At 72.4% G+C, this 21326-nt stretch carries 12 protein-coding genes; 6 read left to right on the top strand and 6 right to left on the bottom strand.

Annotation, left to right across the window (positions count from 1 at the left end):
* Window positions 1–148: 148 nt before the first annotated feature.
* Both KHP12_RS35935 and KHP12_RS35930 read left to right on the top strand, forming a co-directional pair.
* Window positions 149–3283 carry an alpha-N-acetylglucosaminidase gene (locus tag KHP12_RS35935; protein ID WP_211834098.1) on the top strand — a complete coding sequence of 1045 codons (3135 nt, stop codon included), beginning with the start codon at window positions 149–151 and terminating at the stop codon, window positions 3281–3283.
* Between the two features lie 110 nt (window positions 3284–3393).
* Window positions 3394–5334 carry an amino acid adenylation domain-containing protein gene (locus KHP12_RS35930; protein WP_086886548.1) on the top strand — a complete coding sequence of 647 codons (1941 nt, stop codon included), beginning with the start codon at window positions 3394–3396 and terminating at the stop codon, window positions 5332–5334.
* 904 nt (window positions 5335–6238) lie between these two features.
* Here KHP12_RS35930 and pulA read toward each other — a convergent pair.
* The 6 genes from pulA to KHP12_RS35900 form a co-directional block, all read right to left on the bottom strand.
* Complete coding sequence (gene pulA / locus KHP12_RS35925; protein WP_308036138.1) at window positions 6239–8902, bottom strand: pullulanase-type alpha-1,6-glucosidase; 2664 nt, start codon at window positions 8900–8902, stop codon at window positions 6239–6241.
* Between the two features lie 315 nt (window positions 8903–9217).
* Window positions 9218–10606 carry an alpha-amylase gene (locus tag KHP12_RS35920; RefSeq protein ID WP_086883779.1) on the bottom strand — a complete coding sequence of 463 codons (1389 nt, stop codon included), beginning with the start codon at window positions 10604–10606 and terminating at the stop codon, window positions 9218–9220.
* Between the two features lie 991 nt (window positions 10607–11597).
* Window positions 11598–12641, bottom strand: a complete 1044-nt coding sequence (locus tag KHP12_RS35915; RefSeq protein WP_210609190.1) for a LacI family DNA-binding transcriptional regulator — start codon at window positions 12639–12641, stop codon at window positions 11598–11600.
* A 134-nt stretch (window positions 12642–12775) separates the two neighbouring features.
* Window positions 12776–13606: a sugar ABC transporter permease gene (locus tag KHP12_RS35910; RefSeq protein ID WP_037959686.1), complete on the bottom strand. Its 831-nt coding sequence runs from the start codon at window positions 13604–13606 to the stop codon at window positions 12776–12778.
* Window positions 13607–13608: 2 nt separating this feature from the next.
* Window positions 13609–14631, bottom strand: coding sequence for a carbohydrate ABC transporter permease (locus KHP12_RS35905; protein WP_086882665.1), 1023 nt, complete (start codon window positions 14629–14631; stop codon window positions 13609–13611).
* Window positions 14632–14642: 11 nt separating this feature from the next.
* Window positions 14643–15920 (bottom strand): extracellular solute-binding protein, encoded by a 1278-nt coding sequence (locus tag KHP12_RS35900; RefSeq protein WP_086882666.1) that lies wholly within the window; start codon window positions 15918–15920, stop codon window positions 14643–14645.
* 263 nt (window positions 15921–16183) lie between these two features.
* Here KHP12_RS35900 and KHP12_RS35895 point away from each other — a divergent pair, with 263 nt between their 5' ends.
* The 4 genes from KHP12_RS35895 to KHP12_RS35880 all read left to right on the top strand — a co-directional run bounded on the left by KHP12_RS35895 (window position 16184) and on the right by KHP12_RS35880 (window position 21264).
* Entirely contained in the window at window positions 16184–17854 is a 1671-nt protein-coding gene (locus tag KHP12_RS35895; protein WP_086882667.1) for a glycoside hydrolase family 13 protein, read from the top strand.
* 25 nt (window positions 17855–17879) lie between these two features.
* Window positions 17880–18935 carry a LacI family DNA-binding transcriptional regulator gene (locus tag KHP12_RS35890; protein WP_037959678.1) on the top strand — a complete coding sequence of 352 codons (1056 nt, stop codon included), beginning with the start codon at window positions 17880–17882 and terminating at the stop codon, window positions 18933–18935.
* Window positions 18936–19323: 388 nt separating this feature from the next.
* Window positions 19324–20172: a phosphatase PAP2 family protein gene (locus KHP12_RS35885; RefSeq protein WP_086886070.1), complete on the top strand. Its 849-nt coding sequence runs from the start codon at window positions 19324–19326 to the stop codon at window positions 20170–20172.
* 258 nt (window positions 20173–20430) lie between these two features.
* The gene (locus KHP12_RS35880) at window positions 20431–21264 is read left to right on the top strand and encodes an HAD family hydrolase (RefSeq protein ID WP_244203438.1); all 834 of its coding nucleotides are present in this window, start codon (window positions 20431–20433) and stop codon (window positions 21262–21264) included.
* The last annotated feature ends 62 nt before the right edge of the window (window positions 21265–21326 follow it).

Genomic DNA, 21326 nt, shown 5'->3' with positions numbered 1-21326 from the left:
GGCCCGCCGGAGCCGGTCGGCCAGGACGGGTCGGCTGGGCCCGGGGCCGGGGCCTCCCGTGCGCCCCATTGCTCCCACCCCACAACGCTGGTTAAGTGCCTTGTCCATATGACCCATTGGCCGTTGTCCGTTGTCCGTTGGGGGGCGCATGAGCGACCTGAGCAGACGCACGCTGATCGGAACCGCCGGAGCACTGGGGGCCGGGGCCACGCTGGGGAGCCGGTTACCGGCGATGGCCGACGAACCGCACGACGCACAGGACACCGCAGTGACCGCATTCGACACCGCTCCCGCGCGCGCCGCCCTGCGGCGGCTGCTGCCGACGCACGCCGATCAGTTCCGGCTGGTGGCGGTGGAGAAGCGGGGCGATGAGGAGCGGTTCGAGGTCGGCGGGTCCGCGGGGCGGCTGACGGTCTCCGGGACCAGCCCGGCGGTGCTGCTCACCGGGGTGCACTGGTACCTCAAGTACACCTGCCACGCCCAGATCACCTGGGCCGGCGATCAGCTGAACCTGCCGGGGAAGCTGCCCGCGCCCGCCAAACGGGTCACCCGCTCGACCGCGCTCCCGCACCGCTTCGCGTTCAACGACACCCACGACGGCTACACCGCGCCGTTCGCCGACTGGGACCGCTGGGAGCACCTGATCGACATCGCGGCCCTGCACGGCTGCAACGAACTGCTGGTCACCGCAGGTCAGGAAGGCGTCTACCACCGGCTGCTCCAGGACTTCGGGTATACGGAGGACGAGGCGCGGGCCTGGCTCCCCGCCCCCTCCCACCAGCCGTGGTGGCTGCTCCAGAACATGAGCGGTTACGGCGGCCCGGTGTCCGCCGCGCTCCTGGCCAAGCGCACCGAGCTGGGGCGGCGGATCGCCGACCGGCTGCGGGAGCTGGGCATGCGGCCGGTGTTCCCCGGCTACTTCGGCACCGTCCCGGACGGCTTCGCGGACCGCAACCCGGGGGGCCGTACGGTTCCGCAGGGCGACTGGAACGGGCTCCGGCGGCCCGACTGGCTCGACCCGCGGACCGAGGTGTTCCGGAAGGTGGCCGCCGCCTTCTACCGCCATCAGGCCGAACTGTTCGGCGATGCCGAGCTGTTCAAGATGGACCTGCTGCACGAGGGCGGCGACCCCGGTGACGTGCCCGTGCCGGAGGCCGCCCGCGCCGTGGAGACCTCGCTCCGGACCGCCCGCCCCGGCGCCACCTGGGTGATCCTCGGCTGGCAGGAGAACCCGCGCCGCGATCTGCTGGACGCCGTCGACCACGACCGGATGTTCATCGTGGACGGCCTGTCGGACCTGGACACCGTCACCGACCGGGAGAAGGACTGGGGTGCGGTGCCGTACGCGTTCGGCACCATCCCCAACTTCGGCGGCCGCACCACGATCGGCGCCAAGACCCATATGTGGACCAAGCGGTTCACCGTATGGCGCGACAAACCGGGCAGCAAGCTGGTCGGCACGGCCTATATGCCGGAGGCCGTCGAGCGGGATCCGGCCGCGCTCGAGCTGTTCAGCGAGTTGGCGTGGCGGGATGAGGCGGTGGACCGGGCCGAGTGGTTCCGCTCCTACGCCGATGTGCGCTACGGCGGACGGGACGCCAGGGCCCGGGAGGCGTTCGCCGCGCTGCGCGACACCGCGTACGAGATCAGCAGCAAGGACGGCCGCCCGCATGACTCGGTGTTCGCCGCCCGGCCCTCCCTGACCGCCCGTTCTGGCACCAACTACGCGACCCACACCCCCGCCTTCGACCCGGCCGGTTTCGACGTGGCCTTCGCGGCGCTGCTGGGCGTGCGCGCCGGGCTGCGCGACAGCGACGCCTACCGCCACGACCTCACCGACATCGCCCGGCAGGCGCTCGCCAACCGCTCCTGGCAGCTGATCCCGCAGCTCCAGGACGCCTACGTCCGTAAGGACCGCGATGCCTTCAAGACGCTGGCCCGGCTGTGGCTCAAGCTGATGCGGCTCAGCGACGACATGACCGGCGCCCACCGGCGGTTCCTGCTGGGGCCATGGCTCGAGGACGCCAAGCGGATGGCGTCGGGCGATACGGAGTCGGCCCAGCTGGAGCGGGCCGCGCGCACCCTCATCACCACCTGGGCGGACCGCGCCACGGCCGACGGCGGCAAGCTGGCCAACTACGCCAACCGCGACTGGAGCGGCCTCATCGCCGACTTCCACCTCCCCCAGTGGCAGTCCTATCTGGACGAGCTGGAGGACGCGCTGGCGGAGAACCGGGCGCCGCGCGCCTTCGACTGGTTCGCCGTCGAGGAGCCGTGGACGCGCGAGCGCAAGAGCTACCCGGTGCGGCCGACGGCGGATGCCCACCGCACCGCCCAGCGGGTGTACGAGGCGCTGGCCAAGGCCCCGTACCAGGGCACGCTGACCGTCACCGCCGAGCCCGCCACCCTGCCGCCCGGCGGCTCCGCGTCCCTCACCGCCGCCCTGCGCAACGTCAACGGGCTGCGCCCCACCGGCCGCGTCGACTTCGACCTCACCGTGACCGGTCTCGACCCGTCCCCGGACGGGCCGACCCGGCTGCCGGGCGTCCCGGCGGGCGGCACCGGCGAGGTCCGCTGGCGGGCGAGCGCGCCCGACGAGCCGCTGGAGCACCCGCTCAAGCCGCTGCCGTACGAGCTGGGCGTGACGTACGGGCCGAAGGGCGAGGAGCGGGTGCGGGCCGTGCGCACCGGGACGCTGTGGATCGCCGGACCGCTGGCGGAGGGGATGCGGACGGTCACCAACAGCGGTGCGGTCTTCGGGCAGGTGGACGAGCGGTTCGCGATCGACGGCGCGGGCCAGGACCTGTGGAAGGGCACCGCCGAATTCGGCTCCGTCTACCGCGATGGCGTCCTTACGGTGGGCACGGCCGTCACCGTGAAGGTGGACGCCCAGGCGGTCACCGGGCCCTGGGCGCGGGCCGGGATCATCGTCCGCGACGACCTCGCCACGGCGGGCTCCCCCGGCTTGGTGAACCTCTCCGTCACCCCGGCCAACGGCGTCGTCCTGTCGTACGACTCGGGCGGCGACGGCACGCTGGACACCTACCAGCGGATCACCGGCGTCAAGGCGCCCGTACTGCTGCGGCTGATCCGCACCGCCGCCACCTCCTACACCGGCGAGCTGTCCACCGACGACGGCGCGAGCTGGCGGAAGGTGGCCACGGTGACGGCACCGGGCGGGGCGGCCGCGCAGGACGCCGGGATCTTCATGAGTGCGGCGAACGGGGGCACGGGGGCCCGGGGGACGGTCGAGTTCAGCGGCTGGAGGACGAGTACGCCGTAGCGGGTTGGCGTCGGGGCGGGGCTTAGGGGCTGGCGGTCGTGCCGCCTGCGGCGGGCTGTTCCCTCCCCGCCCCTAGGTGACCAACCCGGCCCGCCACTCGTTCACGAACCGTGGACCAGCACCAGGCGACAGTCGCCACCGACGACGAAACCACCGGCCTGATCGACGTCGAGCAGGCCGAGGCCGCCATCGTCGAGCACTACCCGCGGCTGGTGCGGCTCGCGTATCTCATCCTGCCGCCGGGCATCGGGCGCACCCGCCGGGTGCTCGCGGCACACGCCCTCGCCCAGCGCGCCCTGCCCCGCAACCGGGGCTACGGCACGGGCCCGGACCCGCACCCCGATGTCGAACTGCCCTGGCAGCGCGGGACGAAGGGCCCGGGGGCCGACACCGGCTACGCCTATGTGCGGCTGCGGGTGCTCCGCCTGGCGCTGCGCGCCGCCCGGCAGCGGCCCTGGTGGCAGCGGCCCCCGGCGCTGCCGCAGGTGTTCGGGCTGCGGCTGTTCCCGCGCTCCGGCGGGGCCGATGAACTCGCCCTGGAGAAGGCGCTGTCGGAGCTGTCAGGACCCGGCCGCGCCGCCTACGTCCTGCTGGAGCTGGAGCAGCTCGACGAGCACGAGACGCGCGCCCTGCTGCGCGCCGCCGGGGTCGCCGACGCGCGGGACGCGGTGGACGAGGCGGAGTCGGTGCCGGATCCGGCGGGCAGCCGGGATGAATCGCTGCTGGAGTCCGCCGAGTTCGACCCGTGTTCGCTCCAGGCGCGGCCCACCGATCTGATGCGCCGCCGTCAACATCTGCGGGCGGTGCTGGTGGCCGTGGTGGCGCTGGTGGTGTGCGGGACGCTGCTGGGGATGCCGGGCCGGGGCTGGGGGCCGAGCGGCGCCGCCGCGCCCTCGTACGCCCGCAATCCCGCCTCCGAACGGGCCCTGGACCCGGACAGGTTGACCCGAGCCGCGCCCGACGCCTGGCGCACCGCCTCCCGCGCCGACTTCTCCTCCTGGCCCGCGCGCGGCGACCGGGTCCGGGACACCGCGCTGCTGCGCCGCGCGCTGGCCGTATGGGCGCGGCCGGGCGGTTCGGTGCGGGTGTCGGCCACCATGGGCACGCAGTCCGGGCCGCCGTCGGGGCCGCCGCAGCTGCTGTTCGCGGGCGAGGTGGACCAGGTCACGGTGGTGCTGCTGTACGACGGGCTGCGGGTGGCGCGGTACGCGGAGGCGAGCAAGGGCCGCGCGGTCGCGCTGGACTTCGCCCGGCTGGACGCCGCCGACGCGGGCACCTCGACCGCGCTGGTCCTCAGCCGCACGGACGGCAACGTCCGCTATCTGACCGCCCCTTGGGTGCGGCACGCCTGGGTGCGGGATCTGCTGCACCCGGCCATGGCGCCGCGCGCGCTGCGCCGCACCGGGGACGGGGTGACCGACCCGGTGCGCACCGTTCCGCGGCTGCGTCCCTGCCGTGGCTGGCCCGCGCTCCAGTTCGGCTCACGGCTGGTGGCCGACCTCGGCGAACTGGCCCCGGCCCGGCTCACCTACGGCACCCCGGGCGCCGGGGTGCGCGATGTGGCGGGGCGGGCGGCCCGGGTGAGCTGGGCCAGGACCGGCTGTCGGCTGGCGATGATGCGGGGGCGCGGGGTGCGCTCGGTCAACGCCTGGCGGTTCGCCGCCCAGGCCCTGCCGGAGGCGGGCGGCCACGCCGCCTGGCTGTGCACCCGCGCCGACACCTGGCGGGGCACGGGCAGCAAGGTCCTGGCCCAGTTCCAGCCCTGGGACACCCGCCGGGGCAAGGCGGGCGCGGTCGCGGCCGGCGCCGACAACTCCCCCGCCTGCGGCCCGCGCGAGCCGCGGGTGCTGGCGGGGGTGCTGTGGAAGGCGCGGTCCGGCCACTGGTATCTGCTGGCCGCCGGAAGCCGCCAGGTGACCGGCATCGTCGCCACCGGCGGCGTCCGGGGCCGCTCCTACGGCCGCGGCCTGACCCTCCCCGCGAAGGCAGGCGCCCGCGCCGACCTGAGGGCTCGCCTGGCGAACGGTGACCGGATGGGCTCCCTGCGCTAGGGGGTACGGCGGGTTTTCCCCCTCCCCGCCCCTTCCCACTACCAGGGGCTCCGCCCCTGGACCCCGGGGTCCGTGGCGGAACCCCGGACGCCCCCCTGGCGCGCTGGCACGCCAGAACGGCGGGGCCTGGCGACTGGGGCCAACGGCTGACCCGCGCCGGGGCGACGGGGCCGGGGGGCTTCCCCCTCCCCGCCCCTTCCCGCCACCAGGGGCTCCGCCCCTGGACCCCGGGGTCTGGAGCGGTGCCCCGGTCGATGGTCTGGGGCAGAGCCCCAATCCGGAGGCTGGAGCAGAGCCCCGGACCGGGGTCTGGGGCGGAGCCCCAACCCGGAGCCTGGAGCAGAGCTCCGATCCAGGGTCTGTGGCGGAGCCCCGGTCGGGGTCTGGGGCGGAGCCCCGATCCGGGGCCTGGAGCAAAGCCCCGATCCGGGGCCTGGGGCAAAGCCCCGATCCGGGGCCTGGAGCAGAGCCCTATCCGGGGGCTGGAGCGGAGCCCCGATCCGGGGCCTGGGGCAAAGCCCCGATCCGGGGCCTGGAGCAAAGCCCCGATCCGGAGCCTGGGGCAAAGCCCCGATCCGGGGCCTGGGGCAAAGCCCCGATCCGGGGCCTGGAGCAGAGCCCTATCCGGGGGCTGGAGCGGAGCCCCGATCCGGGGCCTGGGGCAAAGCCCCGATCCGGGGCCTGGGGCGGAGCCCCGGTCAGGGTCTGGGGCTGAGCCCCAATCCGGGGCCTGAAGCAGAGCCCCGATCCGGAGCCTGGGACAGAGCCCCGATCCGGAGCCTGGGACAGAGCCCCGATCCGGGGGCTGGGGCGGAGCCCCAGGTTCGGGAAGGGGCGGGGAGGGGAGCAGCCCGCCGCAGGCCCCGCGATCCGCTGGACGTGCCCCGGCCTGCCGTCAATCTGTTCAGCGCCCGACGGCCCCGGACGCCGTGAAGACGGCGACCGTGCGGCCGGGCACGGTGAAGGTGCCGGTCGCGCGCTCGTAGCCGGACGTCCGCACCGTGGCGTCGGCGCCGTGCGCCTGGACCGGATGGAGGGCGTACGAGGCCCCGGCCAGAGCGGGGACGGTCTGCGACTGCCGGGACGGGGTCGCGTTGAAGACCACGACGAGCGCGCCGAGCCGCATGGTGATGACGCCCGGCGTCTCCCCGGTCCCGGACAGCGGGAAGGAGAGCGCCTGCTGCACCCCCTCCGCCGTCGCCTGGCTGAATGCCTTCTCGGTGGTGCGGATCCGCAGCAGATCCCGGTAAGCCGCCGAGGCACCCGTGATCTCGGAGCAGCCGGGGCGTACCGCAGAGCTGGTCAACAGAGGCTTGGCATAGGCCCACTTGGACTCGTTGTCCGCCGCCGGGGGCAGCCCCCGGCCGAAGCCGTTGCCATCCTCGCAGGCCCAGTGAATCGCGTTGAACCAGTCCCCGCTGTCGAAGGAGTTGCGGTCCAGCGACTTCGAACGCAGCAGATCGGTGCCCGCCTGGCTGAGCGCAGGCCCCTGGGAGAGGGTGGCGGTGGCCAGGGCCACCACCTGCGCCCTGGCCCGGTCGGCGGCCGAGGTGGTGGTGGGGAGCTTGTAGGCGAGCGCGTCGTAGAGGGTCTCGTTGTCATGGGCGTCGGCGTAGGCGAGCGCGTCGCCGGGAGCGGCGGCGTAACCGGCCGGAGAGCCGTTGTAGTCGACCTCGGAACCCTTGACCCGGCGTCCGCCGGTGTCGGTGAAGGTGTAGTCGGCGAGGTTGCCGGAGAGCCCGACCTTGATCAGGTCCTGGGCGTGCAGCAGCCGGGCCCGCTGCTCGTCCCGGCCGCCGTTGGCCGGTGAGCCGTTGGGGTCGGTGAAGAGCCCGGAGGCGAAGCCCTGGACGCGGGGGTCCTCGTCGAACGGCCCGCCGCCGCGCACCGCGTCCCGCGCCCGGTCACTGAAGGTGGCGATGCCGGTACCGGCCATATTGCGCTGGGTGGCCTGGACGAAGCGGGCGTCGTCGGCCGCCTCGCCGAAGTTCCAGCCCTCGCCGTAGAGGATGATCGACTTGCCGTCCACCCCGTCCTTGGCGGGGGTCAGGGCGTCGAGGGCCTTGCGCACGGCCAGGATGTTGGCCTTGGGGTGGTGGCCCATGAGGTCGAAGCGGAAGCCGTCGACCTTGTACTCGCGGGCCCAGGTGACGATCGAGTCCACCACCAGCTTGCCCATCATCGCGTGCTCGGGCGCTGTGCCGGGGCAGCAGGTGGAGGTGGCCACGCTGCCGTCGTCCAGCAGCCGCTGGTAGTAGCCGGGCACGATGCGGTCGAGCACCGACTTGTCGTCCTGTCCCGCGGCCACGGTGTGGTTGTAGACCACGTCCATGACGGTGCGCAGCCCGGCGTGCGCCAGCCCCCGTACCATCTGCCGGAATTCGCGGGTGCGGGCCGGGCCGTCCGGGTCGCTCGCGTAAGACCCCTCCGGCACGGTGTAGTGCAGCGGGTCGTAGCCCCAGTTGTAGCCGTCCCGGCCGGCCGTCCCCGCAACGCACTTCTGCTGCTGGTCGGAGTCGGCGGGCAGGGCGGCCAGCTCACAGCCGGGCCGGGCCTGGTCGGACCGCCGCTCCGGGACGGTGCCGAAGTCGAAGGCGGGCAGGAGGTGGACGTACGAGGTGCCGGAGCGGGCCAGCCGCGTGAGGTGCCGCATCCCGTCCGAGCCGCGGTCGGTGAAGGCGAGGTACTGGCCGGGGTGGGCGCTGGTGCGGTCCGCGATGGAGAAGTCGCGGATCTGGAGCTCCTGGATGCGGGCGTCGCGCAGCGGGACGGCCTTGGGCTTCTTCAGCGACGCCCAGTCGGCGGGGGCGAGCCGGGGATCGGCCAGATCGGTGACCAGACTGCGGGCGGAGTCGGCGGTCAGGGCGGTGGAGTAGGGGTCGGTGACCTCGTTGGTGACGGTCTTCCCGACGCTCGGCGCCCACACCCGGACCCGGTAGCGGTACGGCTTGTCCCGCCAGTCGGGGCTCCCGGTCACGCTCCACACCCCGCTGCCGGGGTCCCGCCGCATGGCGACGGTGCGCCCGTCGAGGTCGAGCGAGACGTTTTGGGCGGTCGGCGCCCAGACGGAGAGGGTGGGGCGGCCGCCGTGGAAGACCGGGCCGAGGCGGGCCCGGCGCGCCCGCTCGGCGTAGAGGTCGTCCAGGACGCCGGGGATCTGCACCCCGGTGCGGTGCAGTACGTGGTCGCGGTCGTCGGCCGCGCGCTGGACGGCGGTGAGCGGGCCGCGCAGCGCCGTTGCGGCCTTGTCGCGGTCGCGCGGGTCGAGGCGGTAGGCGGGGCGGTCGGCCAGGTGGGGGTAGGCAGCCTTCTGGGCGTCGGTCAGGGCGGCCGGAGCCAGCCGCAGCGTGCCGCCGTCCGCGGAGCGCAACTCCTCGGCGGTCGCGGCGGTGTGCTCGACCTTCCAGACGACGGTGGCACGGTCGATCCACTGCGCCTCGGCGGTGGCGGCCTGAGTCTTGGTGGCGGCCCGGGCGGTCTGCGAGACGGCGGGCACGGCCGCCGCGCCCAGGGCCAGGGTGGCGAGCGCGGCGGCGGTGCGGAAGAGGGAGGCTCTCGGGGGTTTCACGGGGCTGGTGGCTCCTTGAGGTGTGGTGTGGATGTGGGCTCCGCGCCCACGTCCCCGGGCGGGGCGGGGCCGCCCCAGCCCGCCCGCGGAGTGGGGCGGACTGGGAGGCGGTGCCTGAGGCGGAACCCCGGTGCCCGGGGCAGAGGCGCGGCCCGGGACGGTGCCCGGTGCCCGAGGCGATGCCCGGGCGGGGGCGGAACCCGAGGCGGAACCCGGGGCCCGGGGCAGGGGCGGAGCCCCGGGCCCAAGCCGGAACCCCGGACCCGGGCAGGGGCGGAGCCCCTTGCCCCCGGACCCGCCGGTGAAGGCGACGGCCTATCCGCAGCTACGCGCGCCCGTGTGCAGCGCCACCGCCGTGTTCGCGCCCAGCGTGGCCGTGAACTGGCCCGAGGAGTCGACCGTGACGGACTTGCCGCTCTGGACGTCGCAGTAGCCGCCCGCCGGGAGCGAGGTCTGGAAGGTGCGGGTCAGGGAGCCGCTCTCGTGGTTGATGGCCACGTACGCCTTGTCGCCACGTCCGAACGCGATGGCGTTGCCGCCGTTGTCCCACCAGTTGGTCACCGAGGCGCCCCGGGCCGTGTTGCGGAAGGCGACCATGCTCATGATCTCGGGCCATTTGTGCTGGCACTTCCAGCCGTCCTGGTAGCACGCGCCCACCGCGCCGCCGTTCGGCGGGCCCGCGTCGTTGTCGCTGAACTCGTAGCCGGAGTGAACGTCCGGGGAGCCGTACGGCCAGGCCAGCATGAAGACGTTGGCCAGGGTGTAGTCGGCGCCGTTCTTGTAGGTGAGGGTGGAGCCGTTGCGCTCGGTGTCCCAGTTGTCGACGAAGACACTGGACTGGCCGCTCGCCATATAGCTCCAACCCTCGCCGAAGTTCTTCAGATACGCGAGCTTCTCGCTCTGGAACACCCGCTTGAGGTCACGGCCGTAGCGGAACTCCTGCACATCGCCGTTGCGCAGATACTCCGTCGGGGAGACCGCCTCGCCCTCGCCGTAGATGACCTCCTGCTTCCAGTAGACGCCCGGGTCGCTCAACTTGCTCTTGATGGCGGCCAGATCGTCCGCCGGGATGTGCTTGGCGCCGTCGACGCGGAAGCCGTCCACGCCGAGTGAGAGCAGGTCGTTGAGGTACTGCGCGAGCCGGGTGCGGACGTACTCCTCACCGGTGTCCAGGTCGGCGAGGCCCACCAGCTCGCAGTGCTGTACGTTCCAGCGGTCCTGGTAGTTGCTGATCTGCGCGGTGCAGTCGTCCATGTCCTGGGGCTGGTAGATCCCGGGGTAGTCGTACTTGGTGTACGAGGAACCGCCGGTGCCGGTGCCGGATCCGGCGGCCATGTGGTTGATGACGGCGTCGGCCACCACCTTCACGCCCGCGGCGTGGCAGGTGTCGACCATGTTCTTGAAGGCGGTGCGGTCACCGAGCCGCCCCGCGATCTTGTAGCTGACGGGCTGGTAGGAGGTCCACCACTGGCCGCCCTGGATGTGCTCGGTGGCCGGGGACACCTCGACATAGCCGTATCCGGCGGGGCCGAGGGTGCTGGTGCACTCCTTGGCGACGGAGTCGTACTTCCACTCGAAGAGTTCGGCGGTGACGTCCTTGGTGCCGGGCGGTGTCGCCCGCGCCGTCTGGGGCAGGGCGACGAGCGTCACCGCGCTCGCCGCGAGGGCGAGCGCGGTGGCGAGGGGGATGCGGCTGCTGGCCATCGTTCCTCCGTGGGGGGAGTTCGGGGGTGCCGATTGAGCCTCGTACGGCAACGCGCCATGCCCGTAAGGCCAGTTGAAGGTTCTTGCTGCAAGACGTCAGTGGTGGGGTGGTGACGGGACCGTACTCGCGAGTTTTTGTTGTTGCAAGACCTTTCGCAAGTAATTGCGGCGGTGTTACGTTCAACCACGTTCTCCGGTCCGGCCGGCCGGGGGCCCAGCCAATGGGCCCCACGCGCCCGGCCGGTCGGATCGGTTTTCCCACGGAGTGTCTGCCAGGGGGTGCCCGGCGTGCGCGCCTTTCCCCTCCCCGCCCCTTCCCGCTACCAGGGGCTCCGCCCCTGGACCCCGGGCCGTCGACGGGCCGACCGTCGCCGCCGTGAACACCCCGCACCGGCGCGCTGATCAGGGTCGGCACACACTGGCACAGCGAATGACCGGGCGGACACCCGCGCACATCCGGGTCATACGGGTCAAACGGGGGAACGACGAGCCGACCATCGCCGCGGTCAGCTCACCGGCCAGGGCGCCGACCGCGCCACCTGCGACGCGGTGATCGAGCGGCCGGCGGATGAGCAGGGGCCCACGGGGCGGGCGCTGTTCGCGGCGGGCGGCGAGTGAGCACCTGGACCGGCGGGCCCGGGGCCCCGGTTCCGCTCCGCCCCTTGGCCCCAGGCGTCGACGAGTCGACCGTCGCCAGGGCGCCGACCGCGCCGCCTGCGGCGCGGTGGTCGAGCAGCCAGCCGATGAGCAGGGGCCCACGGGGCGTCCGCGGGGCGGGCGCTGTTCGCGGCGGATGACCGTGCGCGTCCGGGGCGTCCGGCCGGACTCCGGGGCGGAGCCCGGGTCCGCCCCGCCCTTGCCCCGGGGGGCAACGAGCCGGCCGTCGCCGCGGTCAGCTCGTCGGACGGGGGCTGGGGCGGAGCCCCAGTTGAGGGGAGGGGCGGGTAGGGGGGAACGGCCCGCCGCAGGCGGCACGGGCCGTCGGACGCTCCTAGCGGAGCCTCGCCGTCGAGCCACGAACCACCAAGTCCGGCTGGAAGACGAACTCCGTGTGCTGGACCGGGTTTCCGGCCATCTCCTCCAGCAGCGCCCCCACCGCCGCCGTCGCCATCGACTGCACCGGCTGGCGGACGGTGGTCAGCGGAGGATCGGTGAAGGCGATCAGCGGGGAGTCGTCGAAGCCGACCACCGACACATCGTGCGGCACCCGCAGCCCGCGCCGGGCCGCCTCCCGGATCACCCCGAGCGCCATCAGGTCGCTGCCGCACACGATGCCCGTACAGCCCTGGTCCAGCAGCGTGGCCGCCGCCACCTGCCCGCCCTCGACGCTGAAGAGCGTATGCCGCACCAACTCCCGTGCCTCGTCCGCCGATCGGCCCAGCAGCTCCGCGCTCGCCGCGAGGAAGCCCTCGACCTTGCGCAGCGCGGGGACGTAGCGGGCGGGCCCCACCGCGAGGCCGATCCGGTGGTGGCCGAGCGCGGCCAGGTGGCGGACGGCCATCCGCGCCGCCGCCCGGTCGTCCGGCGAGACGAACGTGGCCTGGATGTCCTCGTGGTAGCCGTTGATCAGCACGAACGGCACCTTGCGCCCGGCCAGCCGGGCATAGCGGGCGGGGTCGGCCGTGGTGTCGGCGTGCAGTCCGGACATGAAGACGATGCCCGCCACATCGCGCTCCTCCAACTGCTCCACCAGCTCGTCCTCGGTGGCGCCGCCGGGCATCTGGGTGCACAGGATCGGGGTGTAGCCATGACCGGCCAGCACCTGCTCGATGATCTGCGCGAAGGCGGGGAAGACCGGGTTGGTCAGCTCCGGGATCACCAGGCCGACCAGCCCGGCGCTGCGCCGCCGCAGCCGCACCGGCCGTTCGTAGCCGAGGACGTCGAGGGCGGCGAGCACCCGCTGCCGGGTGGTGGCCGCCACGCCCGCCTTGCCGTTGAGCACCCGGCTGACGGTGGCCTCGCTGACCTTGGCCTGGGCGGCGATATCGGCGAGCCGCGGCGGCGCCCCAGGTGAGCCTGCCCCCGGTGAGCCCACCGCGGACGGACCTGCCCCAGGTGAGCCTCCCCCCGGCGGGCCCACCGCGGACGGACCTGCCCCCGGCCGGCCCGCCTCCCGTGCGCTCGCCCCCAACGAACCCGCCCCCAACGAACCCGCCGCCAACGGACCCGTCACGACTTGGTCGCCCCGGCCGTGAGCCCCGCCACCAGATGGCGCTGGGCCCAGGAGAACACCAGCGCCGCCGGGATGGCGATCATGACGGCCGCGGCCGTCATGGAACCCCAGTCGGAGGTGTACTGGTTGACGAAGGTCTGGAGCCCCGCCGCGAGCGTGAGGTTCTCCTCCCCCGTCATGAACGCGGAGGCGTAGGCCACCTCGGCCCAGGCGGTGATGAAGGTGTAGAACGCGGTCACCGCGAGCCCCGGTTTGGCCAGCGGGACGACCAGCCGCCAGAAGGTACCGAAGGGGTTGAGCCCGTCGACCCGGCCCGATTCGTCGATCTCCACCGGGATGGTGTCGAAGAAGCCCTTCATCATCCAGGCGCAGAACGGCACGGCCACGGTCAGGTAGGTGACGATGAGCGAGATCGGCTGGTTGAGCCAGCCCAGCGTCGACATGATGTTGTAGAGCGGCACGATGAGGATCGCCACCGGGAACATCTGAGTGATCAGCAGCAGCCACATCAGCGGGCGCATCCCGGGGAACCGGAAGCGGCTGACGGCGTAGCCGGTGGTGGCCGCGACGAAGACGCCCAGGAGCGTGGTGATGACCACGATGAACAGCGAGTTGCCGAACCAGGTCAGGAACTCGGTGTCGCCCAGGACGTGTTGGTAGTTCCGCAGCGTCGGGTCCTTCACCACATCGGTGCTGAACGCCTCGCTCTTGGGCTTGAACGAGGTCACCACCAGCCACAGCGGCGGGAAGACCGCGACCGCGGAGGCGATGACGAGCGTGGTGTGCAGCCCTACGGAGGCGAGCGGGCCGCGTCGTTGGTCGCGCATGGCTACCAGACCTCTCCCTGCTTGCGGAGCGAACGGCGGTAGATCACCGCGAAGAGCATGAGGATGAGCAGGATCAGCACACCCCAGGCCGAGGCGCCGGCGAAGTCGCGCGGGCTGTTGACGAAGGAGAGCCGGTAGGCGTACGTCACCAGGATCTCGGTGGAGTCGCCGGGCCCGCCGCGGGTCAGCAGGAAGATCACCGGGAACATGTTGAACGTCCAGATGGTCGACAGCAGGATCACGGTGGAGCTGACCGAGCGCAGCCCGGGCAGGGTGATGTGGCGGAACCGCTGCCAGGGGCTCGCCCCGTCCATCTCGGCGGCCTCGTACAGCTCACCGGGGATGGACTGGAGCCCGCCGAGCAGCGCGACCAGCATGAACGGCACCCCGAGCCAGATGTTCACGGCGATCACCGAGACCTTGGCCATGGTGGGGTCGTTCAGCCAGGGCACCGCGTCGATCCCGCCGCCGTGCAGCACCTTGTTGAGGATGCCGTTCTTCTCGTTGTAGAGCAGCCGCCAGGCGAAGACGGAGACGAAGGCGGGGACGGCCCACGGCAGGATCAGCAGCGACCGGTAGAGGGTGCGCCCGGCGAACCGCCGGTTGAGCAGGACGGCGAGGCCCAGGCCGATCGCGAAGGTGAGCGCCACACAGCTGACGGTCCAGGTGACGGTCCAGCTCAGCCGGTCCCAGAAGACCTGGTCCTTGAGGATCGCCCGGAAGTTGTCGAGGCCGACCGTCTTGTAGGTGGCGGGGATGTGGTTGATCCCGATGGTGCGCTCGACATTGGCCTCGTTGGCGTCGGTGAGCGACAGATAGACGCCGCGGACCAGCGGATAGCCGATGATCAGCCCGATGACGAGCACGACGGGCGCGACCATGGCCCAGGCGTACCAGTGGCGGGCGAGCGCGTTGCGGATCCGGCGCGGCGGTGGGGTGCCCGGCTTGTGGACCCGGCCGCCCCGGCCGCGGGCGCCCTTCGCGCCCGCGGCCGGGTCCATGGCCGGGCTGGTGTCGACAGCCATCGTCGTCGGCCCTACTTCCAGTCGCCCTTGAGGAGCTTGCGGTACGCGTCACCGACCGCGTTGGCGGCCTTCTCGGGCGAGGTCTTGCCGGTGAGGACGCCCGGGAACTGCACCAGGATCGCCTGGAAGAGGCTGTTCCCCTCGGGGATCCAGGGGCGCTCGACGGCCTTGTCGACGGCGGCCTTGAAGAACTTCACATTGGGGTTCGCGGCGACCGTCTTGTTGGAGTAGACGGAGGTGCGGGTGGGCAGCAGGGAGAGCTTCTCGGTGGTCTTGGCCTGCACCTCGGGCGAGCTCATGTACTGCGCGAAGGCGTAGGAGGCGTCCAGGTTCTTCGACCCGGCGTAGACGGTGAGGTTCTGGCCGCCCTGCGGGGCGCCCTGGCCCTTGCTGCCGGCCGGGACCGGGACCACCCCGAGGTTGGACTTGTCCTTGAACGCCTTGCCCGCCAGGGTGTCCTCGATCGCCCACGGCCCGTTGATCGTCATCGCGACGTCGCCGTTCTTGATGGCGTTCTGCATGTTGTCCCAGCCGTCGGTGGCGTCGGTCTCCGCCGCCTTGGAGGTGACCAGGTCGCGGGCGGCCGCGAACGCCTTGATGCCGGGCTCGTCGTCGATGGTGACCTTCTTGGCGCCGGTGTCGAGGAGGTCGCCGCCCTCGCCGTAGATGAAGGGCAGGTACCAGTAGGCGTCGTCGCCGCGCAGATAGAGACCGGTCTTGCCGGTCTTCTCCTTGATCTTCTTGGCGGCGGCCTTGAGCTCGGTCCAGTCCTTGGGCGGCTGGACCCCGGCGTCCTTCAGCATCTTCTTGTTGTAGAAGAGGCCGAGGGTGTCGATGACCTGCGGTACGGCGTAGGTCTTGCCCTTGAACTTGGCGCCCGCGAGCGCCTTGGGCAGATAGTCGGACTGGTCGGCGAGCGCGGGGGTGCCGTCCAGCGGGGCGAGATAGCCGATGTTGGCCAGGTCCTGGGTCCAGGCCACCTCGGTGCGCAGCACATCGGGCGCGCCGGAGCCGCCGGAGCCCGCGGCGTTCTTGAACTTGGCCAGCGCCTCGCCGAACGGCACATTGACGTAGTTGACCTTGACGTCGGGGTGCTTCTTCTCGAAGCCCAGGGCGAGCTCCTTGTACGTGCCCTTCTCCGCGTCGTTCGACGTGTCCCAGTACGTCACGGTGCCGGAGAGATGGCCGCCGGACTTCTTGTCGCCGCTGCCGCCGTCGTCACCGCCGCACGCCGTCGCCGCGAGCGCCATGGCCGCGACGAGTGCGGTGGCCGCTATGCCACGTCGCATCTGAACTCCTCCAAAGCCGGCCGCTCCCTCGCGGCCCCAAGTTGCGGAGGAACGTAACAGGGCCGCAAGCCCGCCGAAAGACCTTGCGGCAAATTTCTGCAAGGCGCTCGGCATCGTTACGTCCGCGTGTCCCCTCGGTAGCCGCTCCGCTCCCGTTCCGGCGCTTGACATACGCTCACAGCACGACCGGAGCACCCCCGAAGGGCACCAGCACGCCCTGCAAGCTCTTCCGCAAGGCATTGCAGAGCTGTTACGTTCGCGCCATGACCCAGGAGCTCACGACCTCCCTTGCCACCGAGCCGGCGCGGCCGTCCGAAGGCCACGGATGGTGGCGCGACGCCGTCATCTACCAGGTGTACGTGCGGTCCTTCGCCGACAGCGACGGCGACGGGATCGGCGATCTGCGCGGGGCGCGGGAGCGGCTGCCGCACCTCGCCGGGCTGGGTGTGGACGCCGTCTGGCTGACCCCCTTCTACGCCTCCCCGCAGGCCGACGGCGGCTACGACGTGGCGGACTACCGCGCCGTGGACCCGCTCTTCGGCACCCTCGGCGACGCCGACGACCTGGTGCGCACCGCCCATGAGCTGGGGCTGAAGGTGATCGTGGACGTCGTCCCGAACCACAGCTCGGACCAGCACCCGTGGTTCCGCGAGGCGCTGGCCGACCGGCCCGGCGGCGCGGCCCGCGCCCGCTACCACTTCCGCCCCGGCCGGGGCGCCCACGGCGAACTGCCGCCGAACGACTGGGAGTCGGTCTTCGGCGGCCCCGCCTGGACCCGTACCACCGATCCGGACGGCACCCCCGGCGAGTGGTATCTGCACCTGTTCGCCCCGCAGCAGCCGGACCTCAACTGGGACTCCGCCGAGGTCCGCACGGAGTTCGACTCGGTGCTGCGCTTCTGGCTGGATCTGGGCGTGGACGGCTTCCGCGTCGATGTCGCCCACGGCATGGTCAAGGCCGCCGGGCTGCCCGACATCGGCCACACCGAACAGGCCAAGCTGATCGGCTCCCAGGTGCTGCCGTTCTTCGACCAGGACGGGGTGCACGAGATCCACCGCTCCTGGCGGCGGCTGCTGGACTCCTACCCCGGTGACCGGATCGGCGTCGCCGAGGCATGGGCGCCCACCGCCGAGCGGCTGGCCCTCTACGTACGCCCGGACGAGCTGCACCAGGCGTTCAACTTCCAGTTCCTGAAGTGCCCGTGGGACGCGGCCGCGATGCGCGAGGTGATCGACGAGTCGCTGGCCGCCACCGGCTCCGTCGGCGCCCCCACCACCTGGGTGCTCTCCAACCACGACGTGGTCCGGCACACCACCCGGTACGCCGACGGACCCGGTGGCGGCCCGGCGCGGGGGCTCGCCCGCGCCCGTGCCGCGGCCCTGCTCATCCTGGCGCTGCCCGGCTCGGCCTATCTCTACCAGGGCGAGGAGCTGGGCCTGCCCGAGGTGACCGAGCTGCCGGACGAGCTGCGCCAGGACCCGGCCTTCTTCCGTACCTCCGCCGACGGGCAGGAGGGCCAGGACGGTCAGGACGGCTTCCGCGACGGCTGCCGGGTGCCGCTGCCCTGGACCCGCTCCGGTGACTCCTACGGCTTCGGCCCCGGCGGCAGCTGGCTGCCCCAGCCGGACGCCTGGTCCGAGCTGTCCGTCGAGGCGCAGACCGGTGACCCCGGCTCCACGCTGGAGCTGTACCGCGACGCGCTCGCGCTCCGCCGTGAGCTGCCGGGCCTCGGGGACGGCCGGATGAGCTGGCTGGAGGCCCCGGCGGGGGTGCTCGCGCTGTCCCGGCCGGGCCTGGTGTGCACGCTCAACACGCTCGGGGAGGAGGTGGAACTGCCAGTTCCGGGGCGTGCGCTGCTGTCGTCGGCGCCGCTGGCGTACAAGGCCGGAACCGTGTGCATTCCGCCTGATTCGTGCGCGTGGTGGGCAATCTGACACGCGACCGGTACAGTCCCACTCCATGACCGCACGGCTTGCTGACATCGCAGCCCAGGCGGGGGTCAGCGAAGCCACCGTCAGCCGCGTCCTCAATGGCAGGCCGGGGGTGGCCGCGGCCACCCGCGAGTCCGTCCTCGCCGCTCTGGACGTCCTCGGCTATGAGCGGCCGGTGCGGCTGCGGCAGCGCAGCGCCGGACTGGTGGGACTGATCACGCCCGAGCTGGAGAACCCGATCTTCCCCGCGCTCGCCCAGGTCATCGGGCAGGCGCTCACCCGGCAGGGCTACACCCCGGTGCTGGCCACCCAGACCCCCGGCGGCTCGACCGAGGACGAGCTGACCGAGATGCTGGTGGACCGGGGGGTGGCCGGGATCATCTTCGTCTCCGGGCTGCACGCGGACACCTCGGCCGATATGCAGCGCTATGACCAGCTGCGCGGCCAGGGTGTGCCGTTCGTGCTGGTGGACGGCTACGCGCCGCAGGTGCGGGCGCCGTTCATCTCCCCGGACGACCGGGCGGCGATGGGGCTGGCGGTCACCCATCTGGTCTCGCTCGGGCACACCCGGATCGGTCTCGCGCTCGGGCCGAAGCGATTCGTACCCGTACTGCGCAAGATCGAAGGATTTCAGCAGGCGATGCGGGACCGGCTGGGGCTCTCCCCGGCCGAGTCCGAGGAGCTGATCCAGCATTCGCTGTACACCCTGGAGGGCGGCCAGGCGGCGGCGACCGCGCTGATCGAGCGGGGCTGTACGGCGGTGGTGTGCGCGAGCGACATGATGGCGCTGGGTGCCATCCGGGCGGCCCGGCAGAAGGGGCTTGCGGTCCCTCAGGACGTCTCGGTGGTCGGCTTCGACGACTCCCCGCTGATCGCCTTCACCGATCCGCCGCTGACCACGATCCGTAAACCGGTGCAGTCGATGGGGCAGGCGGCGGTGCGGGCGCTGCTGGAGGAGATCGGCGGCACTCCGGCTCCGCCCAGCGAGTTCGTCTTCCTGCCGGAGCTGGTGGTGCGCGGCTCCACGGCGTCGGCGCATGGTGTGGAGGCGCGGGGGCGGCGGGCGGCCGGGGGTGCGGCCTAGGGGTGTCCGGCGGGGGTTGACGCCTGCGGCGGGCCACGCGGCGGAGCCGCATATCGATGCTTCCCCCTCCCCGCCCCTTCCCGAAACTGGGGCTCCGCCCCAGACCCCGCTCCTCAAACGCCGGAGGGGCTGGAAGGCGGGGCTCCGCCCCAAGACCTCGGGATCCAGGGGCGGAGCCCTTGCCACGCGGCGGAGCCGCATATCGGTGCTGCGGGAAGGGGCGGGTAGGGGAAAGCCCCCGTCCGGGGTCCTCGTCCAGCGTCCTGGCACCCGGTGGACGTATGGGGCATACGCCCCTTGGAGGACCCCCCGGACCAGGACATAAGCAACGAAGACCCGATGCCGTGGATGATCTGCGGGTGGACGTCGTCTGGCAGACTGTTGCCCTATGGGTGGAGCGACGATCAGGACCACGGCAGGCCGAACAGCCACCCCGGCACCCATCGCGGACACCGACGCGGAGCGGGCGCCGGGCCTCACCCTGATGGACCGGTTGCGTACCCCCAGAAGGCCCCGGCTCTGGTTCGAGATCGTCCTCCTCGCCGTCAGTTACTGGACGTATTCGCTGATCCGCAACGCCGTCCCGGAGCAGCGGCCGGAGGCGCTGCGCAACGCGAGCTCGATCTGGGAGTGGGAGCACCGGCTCGGATTGGCCTTCGAACGGGGCGTCAACCATGCGATCGACTCGGTCAGCTGGCTGATCGTGGGCATGAACTACTACTACGCCACGCTCCACTTCATCGTGACGCTCGGCGTGCTGGTGTGGCTCTACCACTGGCATCCGGGCCGTTACGCCGCCACCCGGCTGGCGCTCTTCGCGACCACGGGTGTGGCCCTGCTCGGCTACTACTTCTTCCCGCTGGCCCCGCCCCGGCTGATGAGCGGCGGCCACTTCATCGACACCGTGGTGGTGCACAACACCTGGGGCTCGATGGCCTCGGGAAACCTCGCCGATATGTCGAACCAGTACGCGGCGATGCCCTCGATGCACATCGGCTGGTCGCTGTGGTGCGGTCTGACCATCGCGACGCTGGCCCGTCCGGTGTGGGTGAAGGCGCTGGGGCTGCTCTACCCCTCGGCCACGCTGCTGGTGATCGTCGCCACCGCCAACCACTTCTGGATGGACGCGGTCGGCGGGGTCGTCTGTCTCTCCTTCGGCTTCGCGCTGTCGTCCGCGTGGTACGGCTCGCTGCCGTACCGGCTGCCGAAGCAGGTGGCCGTGATCTGCACGGCTTGATCGCCCCCGGCGCAGCCGCCATTCTCTGTTCCGCAAGGTCGACATGAGTTCACACGTCGACATGGTTCAGGGGCTCCATGTGTCGCGCTGATCGACGCGGAATGAGCACGATGAGCGTGACGAAAGGGACCACCGGCCACCGTGCACACCGCCGACGCCGCTACCGCTGCCGCTTCTCCCGTATCCACTTCCGTATCCACGCCCGGGTCCGCCTCCGTATCCGCCTCCGGAGCCCCGGGGGCCCCGCCCGCTCCGGGCGTGCTGCTCCCCCGGCCCCGTACCGCCGGGCGGCCCCGCTTCCCGCTGGTGGCCACCGACCTCGACGGCACCCTGCTGCGCGGGGATCTGACGGTCTCACCGCGCAACCGTGCGGCGCTCGCCCTGGTCCGGGCCGCCGGGGCGCGGCATCTGGTGGTCACCGGGCGCCCGGCCGCGTCCTGCCGGGAGTTCCTGGTGGCGATCGGCTATCGGGGGCTCGCGGTGTGCGGGCAGGGCGCGCAGCTGTACGACGCCTCCGCGGACCGGCTGCTGGTCTCGGCGTCACTGGACCGGGAGCTGGCCCGGACGGTGGTGGAGCGCACCGAGGAGGCGCTGGGCGCGGGGCCGCTGGAGCTCGCCGTGGTGACCGCGGCGCCCGAGAACCGCTTCGTCGTGACCGCCGGCTTCACCGACCGGAGGCGTCCGGAGTGGGGGCTGGCCGAGCGGGCGGAGCTGTGGGCGGCGCCGATCGAGAAGGTGCTGATGCGCCACCGGACGGTGGCGGACGGGCTGGTGGCGGCGGCCGCGGAGCGGGTGGGCGCGGGCGAGGTGGCGGTGACCCACTCCGAGAAGGGCATGATCGAGGTGCTCCCGGCCGGGACGGACAAGTCGGTGGGGCTCCAACTGGCCGCCGACCGCATGGGGTTCACCCCCGCCGAGACCATCGCGTTCGGCGATATGCCCAATGACCTCCCGCTGCTGGGCTGGGCCGGGTACGGGGTCGCGATGGGCAACGCCCACCCGGATCTGAAGGCGATGGCCGACGAGGTGGCGCCGACCAACGAGGACGACGGGGTCGCGGTGGTACTGGAACGGCTGTTCGCCCACTCTTGAGCGGCTCTCGCACCGCACTCGCGGCGAGCTCGAGCAGCCCGCTACTCCCTTGACTGGATATA

The organism is Streptomyces asiaticus, from assembly GCF_018138715.1.
Classification (GTDB): Bacteria; Actinomycetota; Actinomycetes; order Streptomycetales; family Streptomycetaceae; genus Streptomyces; species Streptomyces asiaticus.
This window is presented reverse-complemented; position numbering and strand designations above follow the sequence as displayed.